We start from the raw sequence: 19,044 nt of genomic DNA, 5'->3' as shown, positions 1-19,044 counted from the left end.
TTGCTTCCTTTAATTTTTCAAGTAGATTATGAAATAAAATTAATTATTAATAGATATCATATAAGCAACGAGCAAATAAATATTTTTTCCTACATTAGCAATAATGATCTTAAAAATAACATTGGCATTTATATCGATAAAAATAAAATATCTAAATTTTTAAATCATAAAAATTATGCAAGAATCAAACAATATTTATCCAATTTTTTAGATGCAATCAAAGAAATTGTTGACTACACAGAAACAAATCTTATGAAAGAAGATGAAGTATTAGACTATCTCAAGAAAAACAAAACAGCAAGGCTAAAACTCAAAGATATATTAGATAAAGAACTGATACATATTAAAAATTTCCGCCCTGATATTGTGAAATCATGGAAATATTACCAAGAATTTGAAAAATTCTTTAACTAAAATCAACCGGATCTATATCGCAAGTAATATTTTTAAAATTTAAAGCAAAGTGCTCAAATTTTACAAGTTCTTGATGAGTATTAGCGCGCAATAATACATAAAAACGCCATTTTTTATTTAGCATTTCAATGCCACAAGCACCATGGCCTACTAATTGCACTTGTTTTAATTCTTGAACTTTATTAGCTATAAATTCACATAAATTTAAAGCTTTGTTTTTATCCTCATCTTCAATAATTAGCCTTAAAAGTCTTTTAAATGGGGGATAAAGCTCATTTCTGGCATTTAATTCATCTTTTAAAAAACTATCGTAATCTTGTATATATTTTTCAAAAAAAGATCTATTTTTAGTTTGTAAAAGTACCCTACCCTCACCCTTTCGACCTGCACGACCTGCTACTTGCATAGCAAGAGCCAAAGTCTCTTCCAAAGCTTTAAAATTAGGTCTGAATAAATACTCATCAAGACCTAAAATCACACTTAAATCCACATTGTGATAATCATGTCCTTTAGCAAGCATAGAAGTGCCTACTAAAATATCAATTTTTTCTTGATTAAAATCTTTTAAAATCATATCAAGCTTTTTTACACTGCTAATCTCATCACTATCAAATCTTTTTATGATAGGATTAAACTCAGCTAATTCTCTTTCTAAAAGCTCACAAAGCTCTGCTGTGCCCATTTTTTTAGCTTCAAGCATAACTCCATTGCAAGTTGGGCAGGTTTGATCGATTTCTTTAGTAAAATTGCAATAATGACATTTTAATGCATTTTTATTTTTGTGCAAACTCAAAGCAATAGAACAAAAAGGGCATTTAATAGTATTAGCACATTCTTTACATAAAATTTGTCTAAAATTTGCCCTTGTAGGTAAAAATACCACAGCTTGCTTTTTATTTCTTAAGCTAATTTTTAATTCTAAAAGTAATTTTGACGAGACACTAAGCTCGCTCTCATCATATAAAAACTGCTTTTTGCTTTCAAAAAAGGTTCCTTTAAGTCTAAAACAAGGATGTTTATAATAACTTACAACACTTGGAGTAGCCGAACCTAAAAGAACTTTTATATGCATTTTTTTTGCTACAAATAAAGCCAAATCTCTTGCATTGATTTTTGGATTATTAGAAGCTTTATAAGAATTATCATGCTCTTCATCAATAATAATCAAACCCAAATTCTTAAAAGGTAAAAACAAAGCCGATCTAGCTCCCACCACCAAAAGAGCTTTTGAATTTGTTAAATCTTGCAAGTATTCTTGCTTTTTTTTCTTAGTAATTTTAGAATGCCACAAGAAAAAATGCTCACCAAAATACACTTTTAATCTTTTTTGCATTTGCGGAGTTAGAGCGATTTCTGGCATTAAAAGCAAAACTTGCTTTCCTTGCTCTAGATATTCTTTTATCAAGCTAATATAAATTTCAGTTTTACCACTTCCTGTATCGCCAAATAATAAACTAGTTTGTTTAGTTTTTATAAATTCCAAAGCCTCTTGCTGGTTTTTACTTAAACTAGGTGCTTTTTCTATATAATTTTTTTCATTTTTATACTCTTTAATGCTTTCAAACATACCCAAAACAAAAGCTATTTTACTAGCATAATAATAAGCAATAAATTGAGCAAGTTCGTATTGGTATTGCGTTAGTTTAAAACCTGTTTTTTCTTTTATAGCTTGGGTTTTAAAATCAGGCTTTGAACATTTTTGTAAAATTATAGCTTTGAGATTTTTTTTCCTTGCAAGATCAACTATCACTTCATCTAAAATTTCAATTTCTTCTTCACTTTCATAAATTAAGGTATCTAAATAATATCCTTTTATAGCAAGTTGATAAAAATTCAAAACCCATAATCCTTACAATTTAAACTCACACATTCTAAAAAAACTTTTTCACCATTATAAGAAAAATCTATGTAATTTTTAGCATTTATAAAAAATCTATATTGAGTATTTGCTATTTTCATCCATGATTTTTTACTTGAAACAATTGGCTTATCTAATACACTATATGTACAATGATTTGTTTTTTTGTAATTTTGCAAACTATCACAAAAAAATAATTTTTGATTTTCACTATTTATCAAAGCTTCATCTAAAATGGCTGGAAAATCCTTACTTTCTTTAAATAAAAACTGATTTTTGAGTAAGGCCAAAGAAGCATTGATGAGCTCTACCTCACTTTTTGCTTGGATAAGTTTAGCATCATTTTTTCCAAAAGAAAAATACGGATAAGCAATTGTGCTAAGAATAGCAATAATCATCATACAAAAAATAAGCTCTACTAAAGTAAAAGCTTTTTTTACTTGCATTTATTGTATTTCTTCATCGATAGTGTTTATAAGTTTGTTGAGTTCTTTTTTTAAGATATAATTTTCGTAGCTAAGTTTTACAAAAGCATTAATGAAATTTGCAAGTTCTATCTTACCTGTGCCTCCAGAAATTAAAGCAATTTCATCTTCAAGATGATTTGCAAATTCATTACTGCATGTTACAACAAAGTCTTTCGCATAGACATTGATTGTAACTTTTCTTTGATTATTGTTTGCCAAGAACTGCCTCTATTTTTTTGATCACATCTTCACTTTCAATATTTTTATTTTTAAGCTCTTCTTCCAAACGCGCAATTTGATTGTTTTTAGCTTCATTTTGTGCTTTTACGCTTACTAATTCATTTCTTAAATTTTCATTTATTTCACATACTTCATTATATTTAGCCAAAAGCTCATTTACTTTATCTGTCATTGTGTTGATTATTCTTTCATCATACATAATTTTTTGCCTTTATTGATTTTATATTTTAGAGTATTTTAAACACATATTGTAACAAAAAAAAATTTAATTTTGCATAGCTTTTTGTTTTAAAATTTAAATTTTTAAAAAAAATTTTGTGTAAAATTAGTAAAAATACAAGTTAGGAAAAATTATGTTTGAACTTACTAGCGAATTTAAGCCAAGTCCTGATCAAAAGCAAGCTATTGATGGTATAGTAAAAAGCATTAAAGCAGGCAATAAATACCAAACCTTGCTAGGTGTTACAGGTAGTGGAAAAACTTTCACTATGGCAAATATCATTAAAAACTTAAACATGCCTACTCTTATCATGAGCCACAATAAAAGCTTATGCGCGCAACTTTATAGTGAATTTAAAGGCTTTTTTGCAAATAATCATGTGGAGTATTTTATAAGCTATTATGATTATTATCAACCCGAGGCTTATATACCAAGAACCGATGTTTTTATAGAAAAAGACAGCTCTACTAATGAAGACTTAGAAAGATTAAGACTAAGCGCAAGTGCTTCGCTTTTAAGTTATGATGATGTTATTTGCATAGCTAGTGTTTCAGCAAATTATGGTTTGGGAAATCCAAGTGAGTATGTGGGTATGGTTTTGATTTTAGAGCTTAATATGCAAATAAATCAAAAAGAACTTTTAAAAAAACTTGTAGATATGGGTTATAAACGCAATGATAATTTCTTTGACAGAGCTGATTTTAGAGTCAATGGAGATATAGTAGATATATATCCAGCTTATTATGAGGATGAAGCTATTAGACTTGAATTTTTTGGCGATGAACTTGAGGCGATGTATCATTATAATGTCTTAGAAAATAAAAAAGGTAAAGACTTAAAAAAATTTATACTTTATCCAACTAGTCAATTTAGCGTAGGTGAAGCTAGACTTAAAGAAGCTATAAAAGGTATAAAAGCTGAATTAAATAAACGCCTTGCTTATTTTGAAAATGAAAATAAACTCGTAGAAGCACAAAGACTAAAACAAAGGGTAGAATTTGACCTTGAAATGCTTCAAAGTACTGGCATGTGTAAAGGAGTTGAAAATTATGCCTTGCATTTAACAGGGCTTAAGAGCGGCGATACACCTTATACGCTTTTTGATTATTTTGCCATTAAAAATCAAGATTTTTTAGTCATTGTAGATGAATCTCATGTATCTTTACCACAATTTCGCGGAATGTTTGCAGGGGATAGAAGCAGAAAGCAAACTTTGGTTGATTATGGTTTTCGCTTGCCAAGTGCCTTAGATAATAGACCTTTGATGTTTGATGAATTTATTAATAAAAATTGTAAATTTTTATTTGTTTCAGCCACACCTGCACCTTTAGAACTAGAATTAAGCAAAGAAAATATTTTTTATCAAATCATGCGTCCAACAGGGCTTTTAGATCCTAAAATAGAAATCAAAGATAGTGAAAATCAAGTAGAAATTTTATACGATGAAGCTAAAAAAGTTATAGATCGTAATGAAAGAGTTTTAATAACCGTTTTAACTAAAAAAATGGCTGAAGAGCTTAGTAAATACTACTTAGAACTTGGCTTAAAAGTAAAATACATGCACTCAGAAATTGATGCAATTGAGCGCAATGAAATCATCCGTGGCTTAAGAAGTGGCGCTTTTGATATTTTAATCGGGATTAATCTTTTAAGAGAAGGACTTGATTTACCTGAAGTTTCCCTTATAGCGATTATGGATGCAGACAAGGAAGGCTTTTTAAGAAGCACCACCGCACTCATTCAAACGATGGGACGCGCGGCTAGAAATGTCAATGGAAAAGTATTACTTTTTGCTAAAAAAATCACAAAATCTATGCAAGAAGCTATCGATACTACCAATGAAAGAAGAACCCTACAAGAAGCTTATAATAAAAAGTACAACATCACACCAACCTCAGTAAAAAGAAACATAGAAGAAAGTTTAAAACATGAGCTTGAACAAGGAGAAATTTATCGTAAAGGCAAAGAACTTGAAAAAATGCCTGCGAAAGAACGCGCTAAAATAGTAAAAGAATTAAGAAAACAAATGCTAGAAGCAGCTAAAAATCTTGAGTTTGAGAAAGCGGCAATGCTTAGAGATGAAATTAATAAATTAAGAACTTTATAATCCCTTAAATAAGGGATTATTTATTTGCTCTTTCTATATACTCTCCACGCACAGTATCAACGCGGATTACTTCCCCTTCTAATACATGGAAAGGAATTTGCACTACTGCGCCTGTTTCTAAAGTAGCTGGTTTTTTGTTTGAGCCTTGAGTATCACCTTTAAAATTTGGTGCTGTTTCAATAATTTTAAGTTCCATTACTTGAGGTACTTCCACACCAATTGCTTTTCCATTGTGAAATAAAACATCTACCAAGGTTCCATCAAGCATCCATTTTTTAGCTTCACCCACATCTTCATCGCTAATTGCAACTTGCTCATAAGTTTGGGTATCCATAAATTGACAATTTTCACCATCATCGTATAGATATTGCATTTGTTTTTCTTCTAAATTTGGAGATTCACATTTATCCCCTGCATGGAAAGTTTTTTCCAAAACCTTACCATCGATAAAAGATTTAATTTTAATACGAACAAAAGCAGGACCTTTTCCTGGTTTTACATGTTGATATTCTACGATTTTAAAAGGAATACCATCAATTTCTATTTTTAAACCTTTTTTTAAATCTCCCATTCCATAAGAAGCCATATATTTTCCTTAATTTTAAAATTAAAAAATAATTGTAACAATTAAGGCTTATAAAAAGCCTTAAATTTCTGCATATTCTGCAAAAATACAAGCATCAATAGCTCTTAATTCCTCAAGCAAAGCTTTTGAAATTTTTGTATCAAGCAAAATTACAGCCAAAGCTTTTCCAAAGCCATTTCTACCAAGTCTAAAATCAGCTATATTGACATTATTTTTGGCTAAAATTCCGCTAACATTAGCAATAACTCCTGGTATGTCATTATTGTTTAAAATTATCATTTTCCCTTTTGGTTTAAAATCTACATCAAAACCATTTAACTCTACTATCCTTTGTTCATTTTCACCAAAAATAGTCCCTGAGATAGAAAGGTTAGAATTATCTGTAATTACTTTTATAGTGATTTTATTACTATAACCACTACTTGGTAGAATACAAGAAGAAAGTTCTACGCCCTTATCTTTAGCTACAAAATGTGCGTTAATATAATTAATATTCTCACCTAAAATTCCTCTTAAAACACTCACTGTTGCAAAAGTTAGTAAAGACTCATTATACTCGCTAATTTGTCCTTCGCTCTCAAGTTTAATAGCCTTAATAGGAGTTTTATCAAGCTGAGCAGCCAAAAAGCCCATTTTGGAAATAAGCTCAATATAAGGTGCTACAAAACTTGGTAAATCTTCAGTTTTAATCGGTAAATTTAAAGCATTAGGATAAGAAATTCCTCTTGCAGCATTTAAAGCTTGCTCGCATGCTTGGATAGCGATATTTTCTTGACTTTCTAAAGTGTTTGCACCAAGATGAGAAGTAACAGAAACATTTTCAAAGTCTAAAAATGGATGATTAGTTGCCGGTTCTTTATTAAACACATCAATACCAAGCCAAGCTATTTTACCACTTTTTAAACCTTCACACAATGCATCTTCATTATAAAGACCACCTCTGGCACAATTTATCAATCTTACCCCATCTTTCATTTTAGAAATTTCTTCAAAAGAAATCATATCTGTTGTTTCTTTTGTTTTTGGCGTATGTATGGTAATAAAATCACTTTGAGTTAAGATTACATCTAAAGAATTCACACACTCTATACCCAAATCAGTCATTTTAGAAGCTACCACATAAGGATCATAAGCTATAACTTTCATACCAAAAGCTTTTGCACGTACAGCCACTCTTGAACCTATATTACCAAAACCTATAACTCCTAAAGTTTTATTCATAAGTTCAACACCATACCACTTTTCTCTTTCCCATTTTCTTTGTATTTTTAAAAAATTATGAGCATTTACAAAAGATCTTGCAGAGCATAATAAATGATTCATAGTAAGCTCAACTGCTGCTATGGTATTAGCCGTTGGTACATTCATTACTATAATGCCTTTTTTAGAGCATTCATCTATATCAACATTATCAACCCCAACGCCTGCTCTAACTAAAGCTTTTAAATTAGAACATGCATTGATAAATTTCAAATCCACATCCGTTGAACTTCTAGTAATAGCAACATCTACATCATTTAATTTTGTTAAAAGTTCATCTTTAGGTAAATGTGCTGCTTCGATAAGCTCAACATCATCAGCTTTTCTTAAAAGTTCTACGCCTTTGTCTAATATCGCATCACATACAATAATTTTTTTCATAACCAAACCTCCTTTAATTTTGCATTTATGTTATAAATTTTTAATTTGTCGATCAGTGTATTTAATACTTTTTCATTATTTGTATCTAAATAAATTGCCACTTCATCTTTACTCTGTGTTAAAGTGTATTTGATAAAAAAAGAATGCAGAGTTTGCTTTAAACAAAACATAGAATAAACATCATTTTTATTTACATCGAGCATATAAAATTTTTGTTTTGGCTTTACTACAGAATCATCCATATTAAAACTCATATAAAATTCATTTGCTGCTGGAGAAAAATCATTGATTTTAATATTTGAAAGTTTATCTTGCCAAGTTTGTGGTAACTCTTTTTTTATTTCATCAAAAGAATATTTAACATTTTGTGAGATAGGTAAATTCCCAATATCTACATATCTCACCATAAAAATAAAAACAATAAATAAAATTAGGCTTAAAAAACCTAAAATACCATAAAGGGTATATTTTTTCATTTTTTATTATAAAAGTTGATCTTTGATAATATCACCTAAAGTTACTTTGTCATTATCATTGATTTCATTTAATGCTTCTCTTTCTTTCATTCTTGCAAGGCTTTTTACGCTTAAACGAATTCTATTTTTCTTTTCATCAATGAAAACAATCAAAGCTTCTATTGTATCACCTACTTTTAAACTTGAAAAATCAATATTTCCCAAATCCTCTTTATGAATAAGCGCATCAACGCCTTCTTCAAGCTCTACAAAAACTCCAAAATCTTTAATATCTCTAATTTTACCAGAAATAACATCATTTACTTGGTGTTTTTGAGCATAAACTTGAACAGGACTTTTTTGTAATTCTTTAGTACTTAAAGAAATTTTTTGATTTTCTTTATCTAGTCTAATGATTTTAACTTCTACAACATCACCAACTTTATACATATCTTTACATTTATCACTTCTATTCCAAGAAGCATCTTCATTATGCAACAAACCTTCTAAATTAGCAATTTTTATAAAGGCACCAAAATTAGTCACGGAAGTAACACTGCCTTTTAGCACATCACCTACTTTATACGATTTTAAAAACTCATCAAAAGGTTTTGCTAATAAATTTTTTAAAGAAACTCTAAGTCTTCTTTCTTTAGCATTAATTTCAATCACTTCCACATCAAGCTCTTGACCTTCATTAATATAATCTTTTGGATTTTTAGCATTTTTATCCCAAGAAATTTCACTTATATGTAAAAATCCTTCTATATCATTTCCTAAATCTACAAAAGCACCATATGGTTCTATATTTGAAACCGTAACTTTAATAGTATCACCAACTTCTAAACCATCTTTAATTTCATCCCAAGGATCAGGCATGGCAAGTTTTATAGATAAAGAAAGATGTTTTTTATCTTTATCATATTTAATCACTTTTACAGGAACTTTATCACCTTCATTATACAACGAACTAGGATTTACTGGTCCTTTATAAGAAATTTCACTATAATGAACTAAACCATCAACACCACCTACATCAACAAACATACCGTAAGTAGTGATTTTTTTAACAACACCTTCTATAATTTCTTCTTGATTTAATACATTTGAAATAATTTCTTTGCGTTTTTTTCTTTCCTCATCTACTATTTTTTTTCTAGAAACTACTATACTCTGAGCTTCTTTATCTATTTTTATAATTTTAACTTTAAAAGTTTTATTGATAATATTATTTGAATCTTTAAAACTGCTTTGTGATTTTGGTAGGAAAAACTCCACTCCATTTTCATCCACAGCTACAAAGCCACCTCTATTTTTACCAATGATTTTTACATCAAATATACTTTCATCATCTTTATAATTGTTAATAAATTCTTTAACTTTTTGTTTTCTTAAAGCTTTTTTATGAGAAAGTAAAGATCTGCCACCGCGAGAACCTACTATAGCAACTTCTAATGTATCACCTTCTTTGAAGATAAATTCGCCTTTTTCGTTTTGAATTTCTTCTGCTACTAAAATACCTTCTGATTTTTGTCCTACATTTACAAATACCTCATCGCCTTTAATCGCGACAATTATACCTTGTGTAGTTGCCTCCTCATCAGACTTAAAAGATTCTTCAAGCATTTGCTCAAAATCTTCTTCTATGATAATATCCTCTAGTCTGTTTTGAACTTTTTTGTTCACCTCGCTCATTGTGGTCCTTTGTTTTAAATTTTAATTGTTGATTATAGTATTGTTTTCTTTAAACTTAGTTAATTTTGGTGTATTCTTTGATTTTTTCCAAAACCAAATCAATCACCCAATCAGGTGTAGAAGCACCCGCACTAATGCCACATTTTTCTTTACCACTAAACCATTCTTTCTGAATTTCTTTTTCATTTTCGATTAAATAACTATCTTCACAATAGTTTTTTGCTATCAAAAAAAGCTGTTTAGTATTGGCTGAGTTCTTCCCTCCAACTATTATCATTACATCACTTTTTTTAGCAAGTTCATTGATTGCTTCTTGATTTTTAAAAGTCGCATCACATATTGTATTAAAAACACGCACTTCCTTAACCCTAAGCATTAAAAAATTTACAATTTCCATAAATTTTTCTATCTTTTTTGTAGTTTGTGATACTACTGCAATTTTAGAAGGCAATTTAATATCAAGCAATTCTTTTTCATCAAGCACTACATAAGCTTTAGTACTTACATAACTTCTAACCCCTTTTACTTCAGGATGATTTTCATCCCCAAAAATAACAACTTCATAACCTTCATTGCTCATTTGTTCACAAATTTTTTGAGGTTTAGTCACAAAAGGACATGTAGCATCAAAAATTTCTATATCTTTTTGCTTTAATTTTTCTAAATCTTGCTTTGTAATACCATGGGTTCTAATAATGGCTTTTTTTTCTGCGTTTAATTCATTGATATCATTTAATGTTTTAACATTATAATTTTTCCAAAGTCTTGTGATTTCTTCATTATTATGAATTAAAGGTCCTATAGTAGCTGCATCTTTAATCTGCTCGGCTTTTTTAATAGCTCTTTTTACTCCAAAACAAAATCCATAACTTTTTGCTAATTCAATCTCCAATCTTAGCTCCTATTTGCTTTAAAATCTCAATAAAATTTGGAAAAGAAGTTTTGATGCATTCACTATCATCTACTTCCATTCCACATCTTAAACCTAAAATTAAAAAACTCATCGCAATTCTATGATCTCCAAAGCTTTCTATTTTAGCATTTTTAACTTCGCCGCCTTCTACTTCAAAGCCATCTTCAAATTCTTTTACTTTTATGCCACATTTTTGCAAATTTAATACAATTGATTTGATTCTATCACTTTCTTTTACGCGCAATTCTTTAGCATTTTTTATAATGCTTTTTCCTTTTGCACAAGCAAAAGCTATAGCCAAAGCTGGAATTTCATCAATCAACCATGCGATATTTTCACTCACATTTACCGCCTTTAGAGGCGTACTTTCAACACAAATTTCTCCAATACTTTCAAAATCTTCATTAGTAATATTATAAGTGATCTTTGCACCCATTTTTTCTAAAATTTTAAAGGCTTCAATGCGTGTTTTATTTAACAAAACATTTTTTAAGACTACTTTTGAATGAGGTAAAATACAAGCAGCTAAGGCAAAGTAAAAGGCTGATGATGGATCATTTGGTACACATACTTCAAATGCTTTTAATTTTTCTTTTAAAGGATTGATTTTGATAAAAGTTTTATCCTCATTTAAATACTCAATGCAAGCTCCCATTTTATTAAGCATAATCTCACTATGATCCCTTGAAAGCTCAATTTCTTTAAAATAACTTTCTTTTTTGGCAAATAAAGCTGCTAAAATTAAAGCTGATTTTACTTGAGCTGAAGCAATATTACTACTAAAGTCAAAACCATCTAACTTAGCCCCTTGTATGCAAATAGGCGCTAAATTTGCGTTAGCTCTTCCAAAAATCTTAGCTCCTAAACTCATCAAAGGCCCACTCACTCGCTTCATTGGCCTAGCATTTAAATAACAATCTCCACTAAGAACAAAAAATTCATCTTCAATAGCACTTAAAAAACCTATTAAAAGTCTCATAGCTGTACCTGAATTTCCACAATCTAAAACGCAATTTGGAGATTTTATATATTTTGGAGCTTTAATATAAATTAATCCATCAATTTCTTCAACTTCAGCTCCTAAAGCTTGAATGATTGCTAAAGTATGTAAAGTGTCTTGTGCTTTTAGATAATTTTTAATCTTACAAGTTCCTTGAGTAAGCAAAGAAAAAATAGCAAAGCGATGAGATATAGACTTATCAGAAGCTATATCTTCAAGCTCTACTTTAAAAGAATCAATAGGGCTTATCTTCATCGAAGTTTTAAACCATGCTCATCATCTAAAGCTTTGATAATTTTATCAATATATTCAAGGATAATATTATCTTCTAAGGTTTTTTCAAAATCTCTAAATACCAAATTAATAGTCAAGCTATAAAAATCGCCTAAATTCTCATCTGTATATAAATCTACCACTCTAAAGCTTTCTAATCTTTCGATATTTAATTTAGCAATAGTGTGTTTGATTTTTTCATATTCAAAACCCTTAGGTATAACTATACTTAAATCCCTGCTCATAGATGGAAATTTAGAATATGCTTTAGCGGTTTTAAAGTCTTGTTTTAAGCCTTCCAAATCAAGCTCACAAATATAAGTTTTAACCAAATCCCTTTCATTTTCTATACTTAAATGCACTCTACCTACAAAACCTATACGCTTGCCGTTTTTATATACATTTGCTTGTTCATATGGACTTAAAAATGCATATTCTGATTTTTGTAAACTAAACTCACCTATAATGCTTTTTAATTCTGCTAAAAAGGTATAAAAATCCACTAAAACAGGCTTGGCCTTATTTGTGATTTTAGCTTCTTCTTTATAACCACTAAAGATCATTGCAAATTTAGCATGCTCATTTGAAAACTCATCAAAAACACTACCACACTCAAAAAGTTTAATTTTCTTTTTTGAATTTCTTAGATTAAAGCTTACTGCATTTAAAAGATGATTTATCAAAGTACTTCTTAAAGTATTAAGTTCGTTAGTAATAGGATTAATGAGTTTGTTTTTAATACATTTAAATCCTAGCTGACTTAATTCTTCTTCATTATCTAAAACATAATGCACACTTTCAAAATATCCATTGTTGCTTGCTTTTAATCTTAAATTTTTAAGCTCTTGATAATCAAAATATACTTGATTTAAACGATTTTTTTCTCTAAATTCTAAAGCTTTTGATGGGATATTATCAATACCGATAATTCTTACTATTTCTTCACTAATATCAGCTATATTTACTATATCACTACGGTGAAGTGGAATTTTAATATTAAATTGTTCATCATTTACCACACTTATTTCAAAGCCTAGTTTTCTAAGAATTTTGACTAAATTATTTTTATCTATAGGCATACCAATGATTTTATCAACCTCTGCACCAAAAATCCCAATAATATTTGCTTCATTTTCTTTAAAAACTTGTTGGCTTCCTGAAAAAACACTCATTGCACTAATTTTTAAGCACTCATTAAATAAATACTCCATTCCCAAAGAAAGCTTAGGCTCACTGCCTCTTAAAGAACGATATATAGTGTCATTTTTCTTTTTATAAAAGGCTATTGCGTTTGCTATAGTTTGAGGATGAGTATAGCTTGCTTCTATAATGATGATTTTACTCTCATCATTGATTTTAAATTTATCTTCTTGCTCTATACCTGCTAAAGCAATCAACTCATCTTTATAATAAACCCCATACTCCCCATGTTCTTGAGTTTTAATCTCTAAAACAATCTTTTCATCAATTTGACAATCTTGACAAAGCTTATGAAAATCATAAGCACAAAAAATCACTCCACTTGCATGAGTTGCATAAGTTAAAAGATTTTCTATGTTGTTATTTTTATATGCTTCAATCAAAGCAAGGCGAATTTGTATCGTGATATTTAACTTAAATTCTTCTTTAATCTCTAGTGCCTTATAAGCAAAAAATCCTTCAACATCACTTTGATTTTTAACACTTAGTATTCTTCCTATACCTACGCTATTTTCACCTTCTTTTAAAGGATTTAATTCTTTTAAATTTAAATCAAGCGCTGCACTTAAATCTCTAGCAACACCATATAAACTCAAGCAATCCCCGCGATTTGGAGTAAGTTCTATTTCAATTAATTCATCATTAAATAAATCATATTCATTAAGAGCTTTTCCTAAAACTAACTCTCCCATACTTTCATCTAAAACCATAATGCCTTCATTACTTTTTCCAAAACCAAGCTCACTAGAAGAGCAAATCATACCCATAGATTCAACCCCTCTAAGTTTAGCAGGTTTTATCTCAAGTCCGCTAGGAAGCACTGCGCCTACTAAAGATACGGCCACAAATTGATCTTTATCAACATTTTTTGCCCCACAAACAATTTGTAAAATTTCATTCCCAACATCTACTTTACAAATATTCAATTTATCTGAATTTTCATGTTTAACTTTTTCTAAAACCTTACCTATTACAACTTTTTGGGGAGCTTTAACACTTTTGAAACTATCAACTTCTAATCCTATAGAATTTAAAGTATTTACTATAGTTTGTGTTGGTATTTCACTTAAATCAATCCATTCATTTAACCAATTTCTACTAATAATCATCTAAATTGCTCCAATAATCTTAAATCACCTTCAAACATAGAACGCAAATCAGGAATTTTATGTAAAAGCATAGCAAAACGCTCCACACCCAAACCAAAAGCATAGCCACTTACATTTTTATAACCAACAAATTTATAAACATTAGGATCAACAACACCACATCCTAAAACTTCAAGCCATCCTGTTTGCTTACAAACCCTACATCCACAACCTTTACAAAACACACAAGAAATATCTACTTCAGCAGATGGCTCTGTAAAAGGAAAAAAGCTTGGTCTAAAACGCACTTTTACATCGCCAAACATATGTTTTAAAAAATGTTCTAGCATATCTTTTAAATTTGCAAAATTAACTTTATCACCCTCTTCTACCACAAGTCCTTCTACTTGATGAAACATAGGGGTGTGGGTAATATCAAAATCTCTTCTAAAAACTGCACCTGGTGCTATCATTCTAATAGGTGGTTTTTGAGATAGCATAGTTCTAATTTGCACCGGAGAAGTTTGAGATCTAAGCAAGGTTTTACCTTCAAAATAAAAAGTATCTTGCATATCTCTTGCAGGATGATTTTGTGGTAAATTTAATGCTTCAAAATTATGAAAATCATCCTCGATCAAAGGCCCTTTTTCTATACTGAAATTTAAAGCTGTAAAATACTCTATGATTTTATCCATAGTTTGCATGATTGGGTGCAAAGCACCTGCATTTGAAGTTTCATCAAAAAAGCTAAAATCTTGCACATCTTGTTTCATTTTTTCATTTAAAGCTTTTTCTTCTAATTCTTTTAATTTTATTTGATAAGCTTCATTAAATTCATCTCTTGTTTTATTTAAACCATTAGCGAATTCTTTTTTTTCTTCACTTTGCAAATCTTTTAACTTTGCAAATTCTAAAGTCAAAATACCTTTTTTTCCCAAAACACTTACTTTTATATTTTCAAGTTCTGCTAAAGTATTTGCAGAAGCAATTTTTTCTATCATATCTTGCAATTTTAGCTCCAACTAAATTTTTTTTAAACATTCTAATGTAAAATTATTTAAAATTAGCAAAAATAATAAAAAAAGGACTACTAAATGAGAGAAAAAACCGTATTTGAACTAATCGTAGAAGGAAAAATTCCTGCTAATAAAGTTTTAGAAAGTGAAAAATTTTTAGCTTTTCATGATATTAATCCTAAAGCACCTATTCATATTTTAATCATTCCAAAAGAGCATTTTGAAAACTTTCAAGAATTAAGACCTGAATTAATGAGTGAAATGACACAATTTATCCAAGAACTAGCTACTCTTTTAGGACTTGATAAAAGTGGATATAGATTAATCACAAATTGTGGAAAAAATAGCGGACAAGAAGTTTTTCATTTACATTTTCATATGTTAGGTGGATTTGAGCTTCCAAAAAATAAAGAAACCCAAATCAATCCTCAATCTTTATTCTAAAAAGAGCTAACTCTTTTTAGATAGCAGGACCAGCTAGTTTAAATTCTGCTCCTTCTTTTACATCTTCATAGCGTTTGAAATTTTCTATAAACATTTTTGCAAGCTTTAATTTAGTTTCTTCATAAGCTTTTTTATCCTCCCAAGTATTAACAGGGTTTAATAACTTACTTTCTACACCCGCTAATTCTTTTGGAACTGCAAGATTAAATAAATCATAGTTTTCAAACTCACAATTTTGTATGCTACCATCTAAAATCGCATTAATACAAGCTCTAGTAGCTTTAATACTCATTCTTTTGCCTACACCATAAGCTCCACCGCTCCAACCGGTATTTACCAGATAAACATTTACATTATGCTTGCTGATTTTTTCGCCCAAAAGTTTTGCATAAACAGTTGGGTGTAATGGCAAAAACACTTCTCCAAAACAAGCTGAAAAAGTCGCAACAGGTTCGGTAATGCCTCTTTCAGTACCTGCTACTTTAGCAGTATAACCACTTAGAAAATAATACATTGCTTGTTCTTTACTAAGCTTACTAACCGGAGGTAAAACACCAAAAGCATCCGCTGAAAGGAAAATGATATTACTAGGATGACCTGCACTAAGGCTTGGCTCGTGATTTAAAATATGCTCTATCGGATAAGAAACTCTAGTATTTTCAGTTTTAGAACCATCATTGAAATCAACGCTTAAATCATCTTTTAAAACTACATTTTCTAAAAGTGCATTTTGCTTTATAGCTCCATAAATTTCTGGTTCACTTTGAGGATCAAGGTTAATACATTTTGCATAACAACCTCCTTCAAAATTAAACACACCCTCATCATCCCAACCATGCTCATCATCGCCTATTAATTTTCTTTTTGGATCAGTTGAAAGAGTAGTTTTACCTGTACCACTAAGCCCAAAGAAAAGCGCTACATCACCTTTTTCTCCAACATTAGCACTACAATGCATAGAAAGTTTATTTTCTAGTGGAAGCCAATAATTCATCATAGAAAAAATTCCTTTTTTCATCTCTCCACCATACCAAGTTCCACCAATTACTGCTATATTTTTTTCTATGTTAAAAATAACAAAAACCTCTGAATTTAAACCATCTTTTTTATAATCTTCATTAATACATTTGCAAGCATTATACACCACAAAATCAGGTTTAAACTCACTAAGTTCTTCTTCTTTTGGACGAATAAACATATTTTTTACAAAATGTGCTTGCCATGCAATTTGAGTTACAAAACGCACAGTTTTACGACTTTTTAACGAAGCTCCACAATATGCATCTTGGATATAAATATCACTATTACTAAGTTGTTTTTTAGCTTTTGCTAAAAGCTTTTCAAATAATTTCTCACTAATAGGCTGATTAATCTTACCCCAAGCAATGTATTTTTGCGAAGGATCTTGTTTTACAAAATATTTATCTTTAGGACTTCTTCCAGTAAAAATTCCTGTATCTACACTAAAGGTGCCATTTTTAGTACATACACCTTCATTATTGTTTTTTTCGTGCTTTAAAAGCTCATCATAACTAAGATTGTGAAAAACTTGTCCGATATTTTCTAAGCCTAAATTTTCTAAACCTTTCATCTTTACCTCCTTATTTATAAGTCATTAAAGCTTGACCTTCACTTACGCTCTCACCAGCATTTACTAAAAGTTCTGCAATTTCTCCATCTTTACTTGCACTAATCTCAATTTCCATTTTCATAGCTTCAAGTACAGCTACAACTTGACCTGCCTTTACACTATCATTTTCTTTAACTAAAATTTTAAATACATTTGCATTCATACTTGCAACAATAGCATTATCACTTACTTGAGTTTTTGCAACTTTTGCATTATCTGCACTTACTTTTACAGCACTTTTAACATTAACATCTCTATCAAAACCTGCACTTACTTCTACATGGTATTTGTTACCATTAACTGAAACGGTAAATTGATTTTCATCGATAAGACTTGATTTTAATTTGCTATTTTTTCTAACATTAACCTTAGCTTCGCCTTTTAAGAAAGCTATGCCTTTTTCTTTACAAGCTGCAACGATAAAAATATTTTCTTCACTTGTTTCTAAATTTTCTTTTTCTAATAAGTTTTTAATATAAGCTATACTTTTGCTCTCATCAGCATCAGCAATATCTGTGGCTAATTTTGTAGTTGGTTCTAGTTTTAATTGCTCACTTGCAAGCTTAATTACTTCAGGATCTGGAGCAACGGGAGTTTTTCCAAAATATCCTAAAACCATTTTTCCATATCCATCTGCAATTTTTTTCCAAGGACCAAACATTACATTATTAAAAGCTTGCTGGAAATAAAACTGCGATACAGGAGTAACAGAAGTACCATAACCACCTTTTTCTACTACTTCTTGCATAGCTTTTATAACTTGAGGAAATTTATCTAAAATATTATTATCTCTCATCATTTGCGTATTAGCAGTTAATGCTCCACCTGGCATAGGTGAAAAAGGTATTAAAGGATTTACCGCCGTTGCTTCAGGTGGTAGAAAATAATCTTTTAAACAATCTTTTAATACTTCTTCGTATTTTAAAATTTTTTCTTCATCTAAACCAAGATCAAAATTGCTTCCTTTTAGAGCATGAAGCATTGTTAAAATATCAGGTTGAGAAGTACCACCACTAACAGGAGCTGCAGCTAAATCTATACCATCAACACCTGCTTCTAAAGCCGCTAAATAGCATGCTATGCTTACCCCTGCGGTTTCATGCGTATGTAATCTTATATGCATATTTTCAGGCAGGTTTTTTCTAGCCATTTTAATAACTTCATAAATTTTATTTGGATTTGAAGTTCCGCTTGCATCTTTAAAACAAATACTATCAAAAGGAATTTGAGCTTGTAGGACTTCTTTTAAAATTCTTTCATAAAATGGCACATCATGCGCACCTTTACATTTTGGAGGTAAATCCATTAAAGTAATGGTAATTTCATGTTTTAAACCATGTTTAACTATACATTCTCCACTAAATTTTAAATTATTTACATCATTTAATGCATCAAAATTTCTTATTGTAGTTGTGCCGTGTTTTGCAAACATTTTTGCATGCAAATTGATAATTTCTTTACTACCTGTATCAAGTGCTACGGTATTAACCCCTCTTGCAAGAGTTTGTAAATTTGCATCTTTTCCAACGATGGCTCTAAATTTGTCCATCATTTCAAAAGCATTTTCGTTCAAATAAAAAAATAAACTTTGGAATCTAGCTCCACCACCAAATTCAAAATGCTTAATATCTGCTTCTTTAGCTGCTTCTAGGGCAGGAAAAAAATCATTCATTAAAACTCTAGCACCATAAACAGATTGAAAACCATCCCTAAATGTGGTATCCATCACATCAATTAACTTTTTAGCCATAATTTTTCCTTATTTTTACATCTTTGCAATTATAACTCTACTTTCTT

At 29.8% G+C, this 19,044-nt stretch carries 17 protein-coding genes; 3 read left to right on the top strand and 14 right to left on the bottom strand.

Annotated features, from left to right (window positions below; genetic code table 11):
• Window positions 1–414, top strand: a complete 414-nt coding sequence (locus L8X97_RS03540; RefSeq protein WP_263662648.1) for a DUF2972 domain-containing protein — start codon at window positions 1–3, stop codon at window positions 412–414.
• Here L8X97_RS03540 and L8X97_RS03535 read toward each other — a convergent pair.
• Genes L8X97_RS03535 through L8X97_RS03520 form a run of 4 tightly spaced genes read right to left on the bottom strand, consistent with a single transcriptional unit; the run spans window position 407 to window position 3,178 of the window.
• Entirely contained in the window at window positions 407–2,251 is a 1,845-nt protein-coding gene (locus tag L8X97_RS03535) for a primosomal protein N' (RefSeq protein WP_263662647.1), read from the bottom strand. The genes L8X97_RS03540 and L8X97_RS03535 overlap by 8 nt on opposite strands.
• Window positions 2,248–2,718 carry a type II secretion system protein gene (locus L8X97_RS03530; RefSeq protein WP_133319897.1) on the bottom strand — a complete coding sequence of 157 codons (471 nt, stop codon included), beginning with the start codon at window positions 2,716–2,718 and terminating at the stop codon, window positions 2,248–2,250. Before L8X97_RS03530 ends, L8X97_RS03535 begins: the two co-directional genes overlap by 4 nt.
• Window positions 2,719–2,958 (bottom strand): hypothetical protein, encoded by a 240-nt coding sequence (locus tag L8X97_RS03525; protein WP_133319896.1) that lies wholly within the window; start codon window positions 2,956–2,958, stop codon window positions 2,719–2,721. It lies immediately after the preceding gene.
• Window positions 2,945–3,178 carry a hypothetical protein gene (locus L8X97_RS03520; RefSeq protein ID WP_012661890.1) on the bottom strand — a complete coding sequence of 78 codons (234 nt, stop codon included), beginning with the start codon at window positions 3,176–3,178 and terminating at the stop codon, window positions 2,945–2,947. The genes L8X97_RS03525 and L8X97_RS03520 overlap by 14 nt, the downstream gene beginning before the upstream one ends.
• Window positions 3,179–3,332: 154 nt before the next feature.
• On the opposite strand from L8X97_RS03520, the gene uvrB reads away from it, so the two are divergent.
• Complete coding sequence (gene uvrB, locus L8X97_RS03515) at window positions 3,333–5,306, top strand: excinuclease ABC subunit UvrB (RefSeq protein WP_263662646.1); 1,974 nt, start codon at window positions 3,333–3,335, stop codon at window positions 5,304–5,306.
• 16 nt (window positions 5,307–5,322) lie between these two features.
• On the opposite strand, the gene efp is transcribed toward uvrB, so the two are convergent.
• The 8 genes from efp to pheS are packed head-to-tail and all read right to left on the bottom strand — an operon-like array spanning window position 5,323 to window position 15,167.
• Complete coding sequence (gene efp, locus L8X97_RS03510; protein ID WP_263662644.1) at window positions 5,323–5,892, bottom strand: elongation factor P; 570 nt, start codon at window positions 5,890–5,892, stop codon at window positions 5,323–5,325.
• Between the two features lie 60 nt (window positions 5,893–5,952).
• The gene (gene serA, locus L8X97_RS03505; RefSeq protein ID WP_263659747.1) at window positions 5,953–7,533 is read right to left on the bottom strand and encodes a phosphoglycerate dehydrogenase; all 1,581 of its coding nucleotides are present in this window, start codon (window positions 7,531–7,533) and stop codon (window positions 5,953–5,955) included.
• Window positions 7,530–8,009 carry a hypothetical protein gene (locus L8X97_RS03500; RefSeq protein WP_263659748.1) on the bottom strand — a complete coding sequence of 160 codons (480 nt, stop codon included), beginning with the start codon at window positions 8,007–8,009 and terminating at the stop codon, window positions 7,530–7,532. The genes serA and L8X97_RS03500 overlap by 4 nt, the downstream gene beginning before the upstream one ends.
• Window positions 8,010–8,015: 6 nt before the next feature.
• Complete coding sequence (locus L8X97_RS03495; protein WP_263660222.1) at window positions 8,016–9,683, bottom strand: 30S ribosomal protein S1; 1,668 nt, start codon at window positions 9,681–9,683, stop codon at window positions 8,016–8,018.
• Window positions 9,684–9,738: 55 nt separating this feature from the next.
• The gene (locus tag L8X97_RS03490; protein WP_220566687.1) at window positions 9,739–10,575 is read right to left on the bottom strand and encodes a 4-hydroxy-3-methylbut-2-enyl diphosphate reductase; all 837 of its coding nucleotides are present in this window, start codon (window positions 10,573–10,575) and stop codon (window positions 9,739–9,741) included.
• A complete protein-coding gene (aroA, locus tag L8X97_RS03485; protein ID WP_263661202.1) occupies window positions 10,565–11,851 on the bottom strand; it encodes a 3-phosphoshikimate 1-carboxyvinyltransferase in 1,287 nt (428 codons plus the stop codon). Before aroA ends, L8X97_RS03490 begins: the two co-directional genes overlap by 11 nt.
• Window positions 11,848–14,178 (bottom strand): phenylalanine--tRNA ligase subunit beta, encoded by a 2,331-nt coding sequence (gene pheT / locus L8X97_RS03480; protein ID WP_263661203.1) that lies wholly within the window; start codon window positions 14,176–14,178, stop codon window positions 11,848–11,850. The genes aroA and pheT overlap by 4 nt, the downstream gene beginning before the upstream one ends.
• The gene (gene pheS, locus L8X97_RS03475) at window positions 14,175–15,167 is read right to left on the bottom strand and encodes a phenylalanine--tRNA ligase subunit alpha (RefSeq protein WP_263662643.1); all 993 of its coding nucleotides are present in this window, start codon (window positions 15,165–15,167) and stop codon (window positions 14,175–14,177) included. Before pheS ends, pheT begins: the two co-directional genes overlap by 4 nt.
• Window positions 15,168–15,251: 84 nt before the next feature.
• Here pheS and L8X97_RS03470 point away from each other — a divergent pair, with 84 nt between their 5' ends.
• Window positions 15,252–15,617 carry a histidine triad nucleotide-binding protein gene (locus L8X97_RS03470; RefSeq protein WP_220566684.1) on the top strand — a complete coding sequence of 122 codons (366 nt, stop codon included), beginning with the start codon at window positions 15,252–15,254 and terminating at the stop codon, window positions 15,615–15,617.
• Between the two features lie 16 nt (window positions 15,618–15,633).
• On the opposite strand, the gene pckA is transcribed toward L8X97_RS03470, so the two are convergent.
• Together pckA and L8X97_RS03460 are read right to left on the bottom strand one after the other, a co-directional pair.
• Window positions 15,634–17,208, bottom strand: coding sequence for a phosphoenolpyruvate carboxykinase (ATP) (gene pckA, locus L8X97_RS03465; RefSeq protein ID WP_263661204.1), 1,575 nt, complete (start codon window positions 17,206–17,208; stop codon window positions 15,634–15,636).
• Between the two features lie 10 nt (window positions 17,209–17,218).
• Complete coding sequence (locus tag L8X97_RS03460; protein WP_263662641.1) at window positions 17,219–18,997, bottom strand: biotin/lipoyl-containing protein; 1,779 nt, start codon at window positions 18,995–18,997, stop codon at window positions 17,219–17,221.
• Between the last annotated feature and the right edge of the window lie 47 nt (window positions 18,998–19,044).

The organism is Campylobacter sp. CNRCH_2013_0671h (assembly GCF_025773055.1).
Lineage (GTDB): Bacteria > Campylobacterota > Campylobacteria > Campylobacterales > Campylobacteraceae > Campylobacter_D > Campylobacter_D lari_D.
The sequence above is the reverse complement of the archived record's forward strand: the minus strand, read 5'-3'. Positions and strand labels throughout refer to the sequence as shown.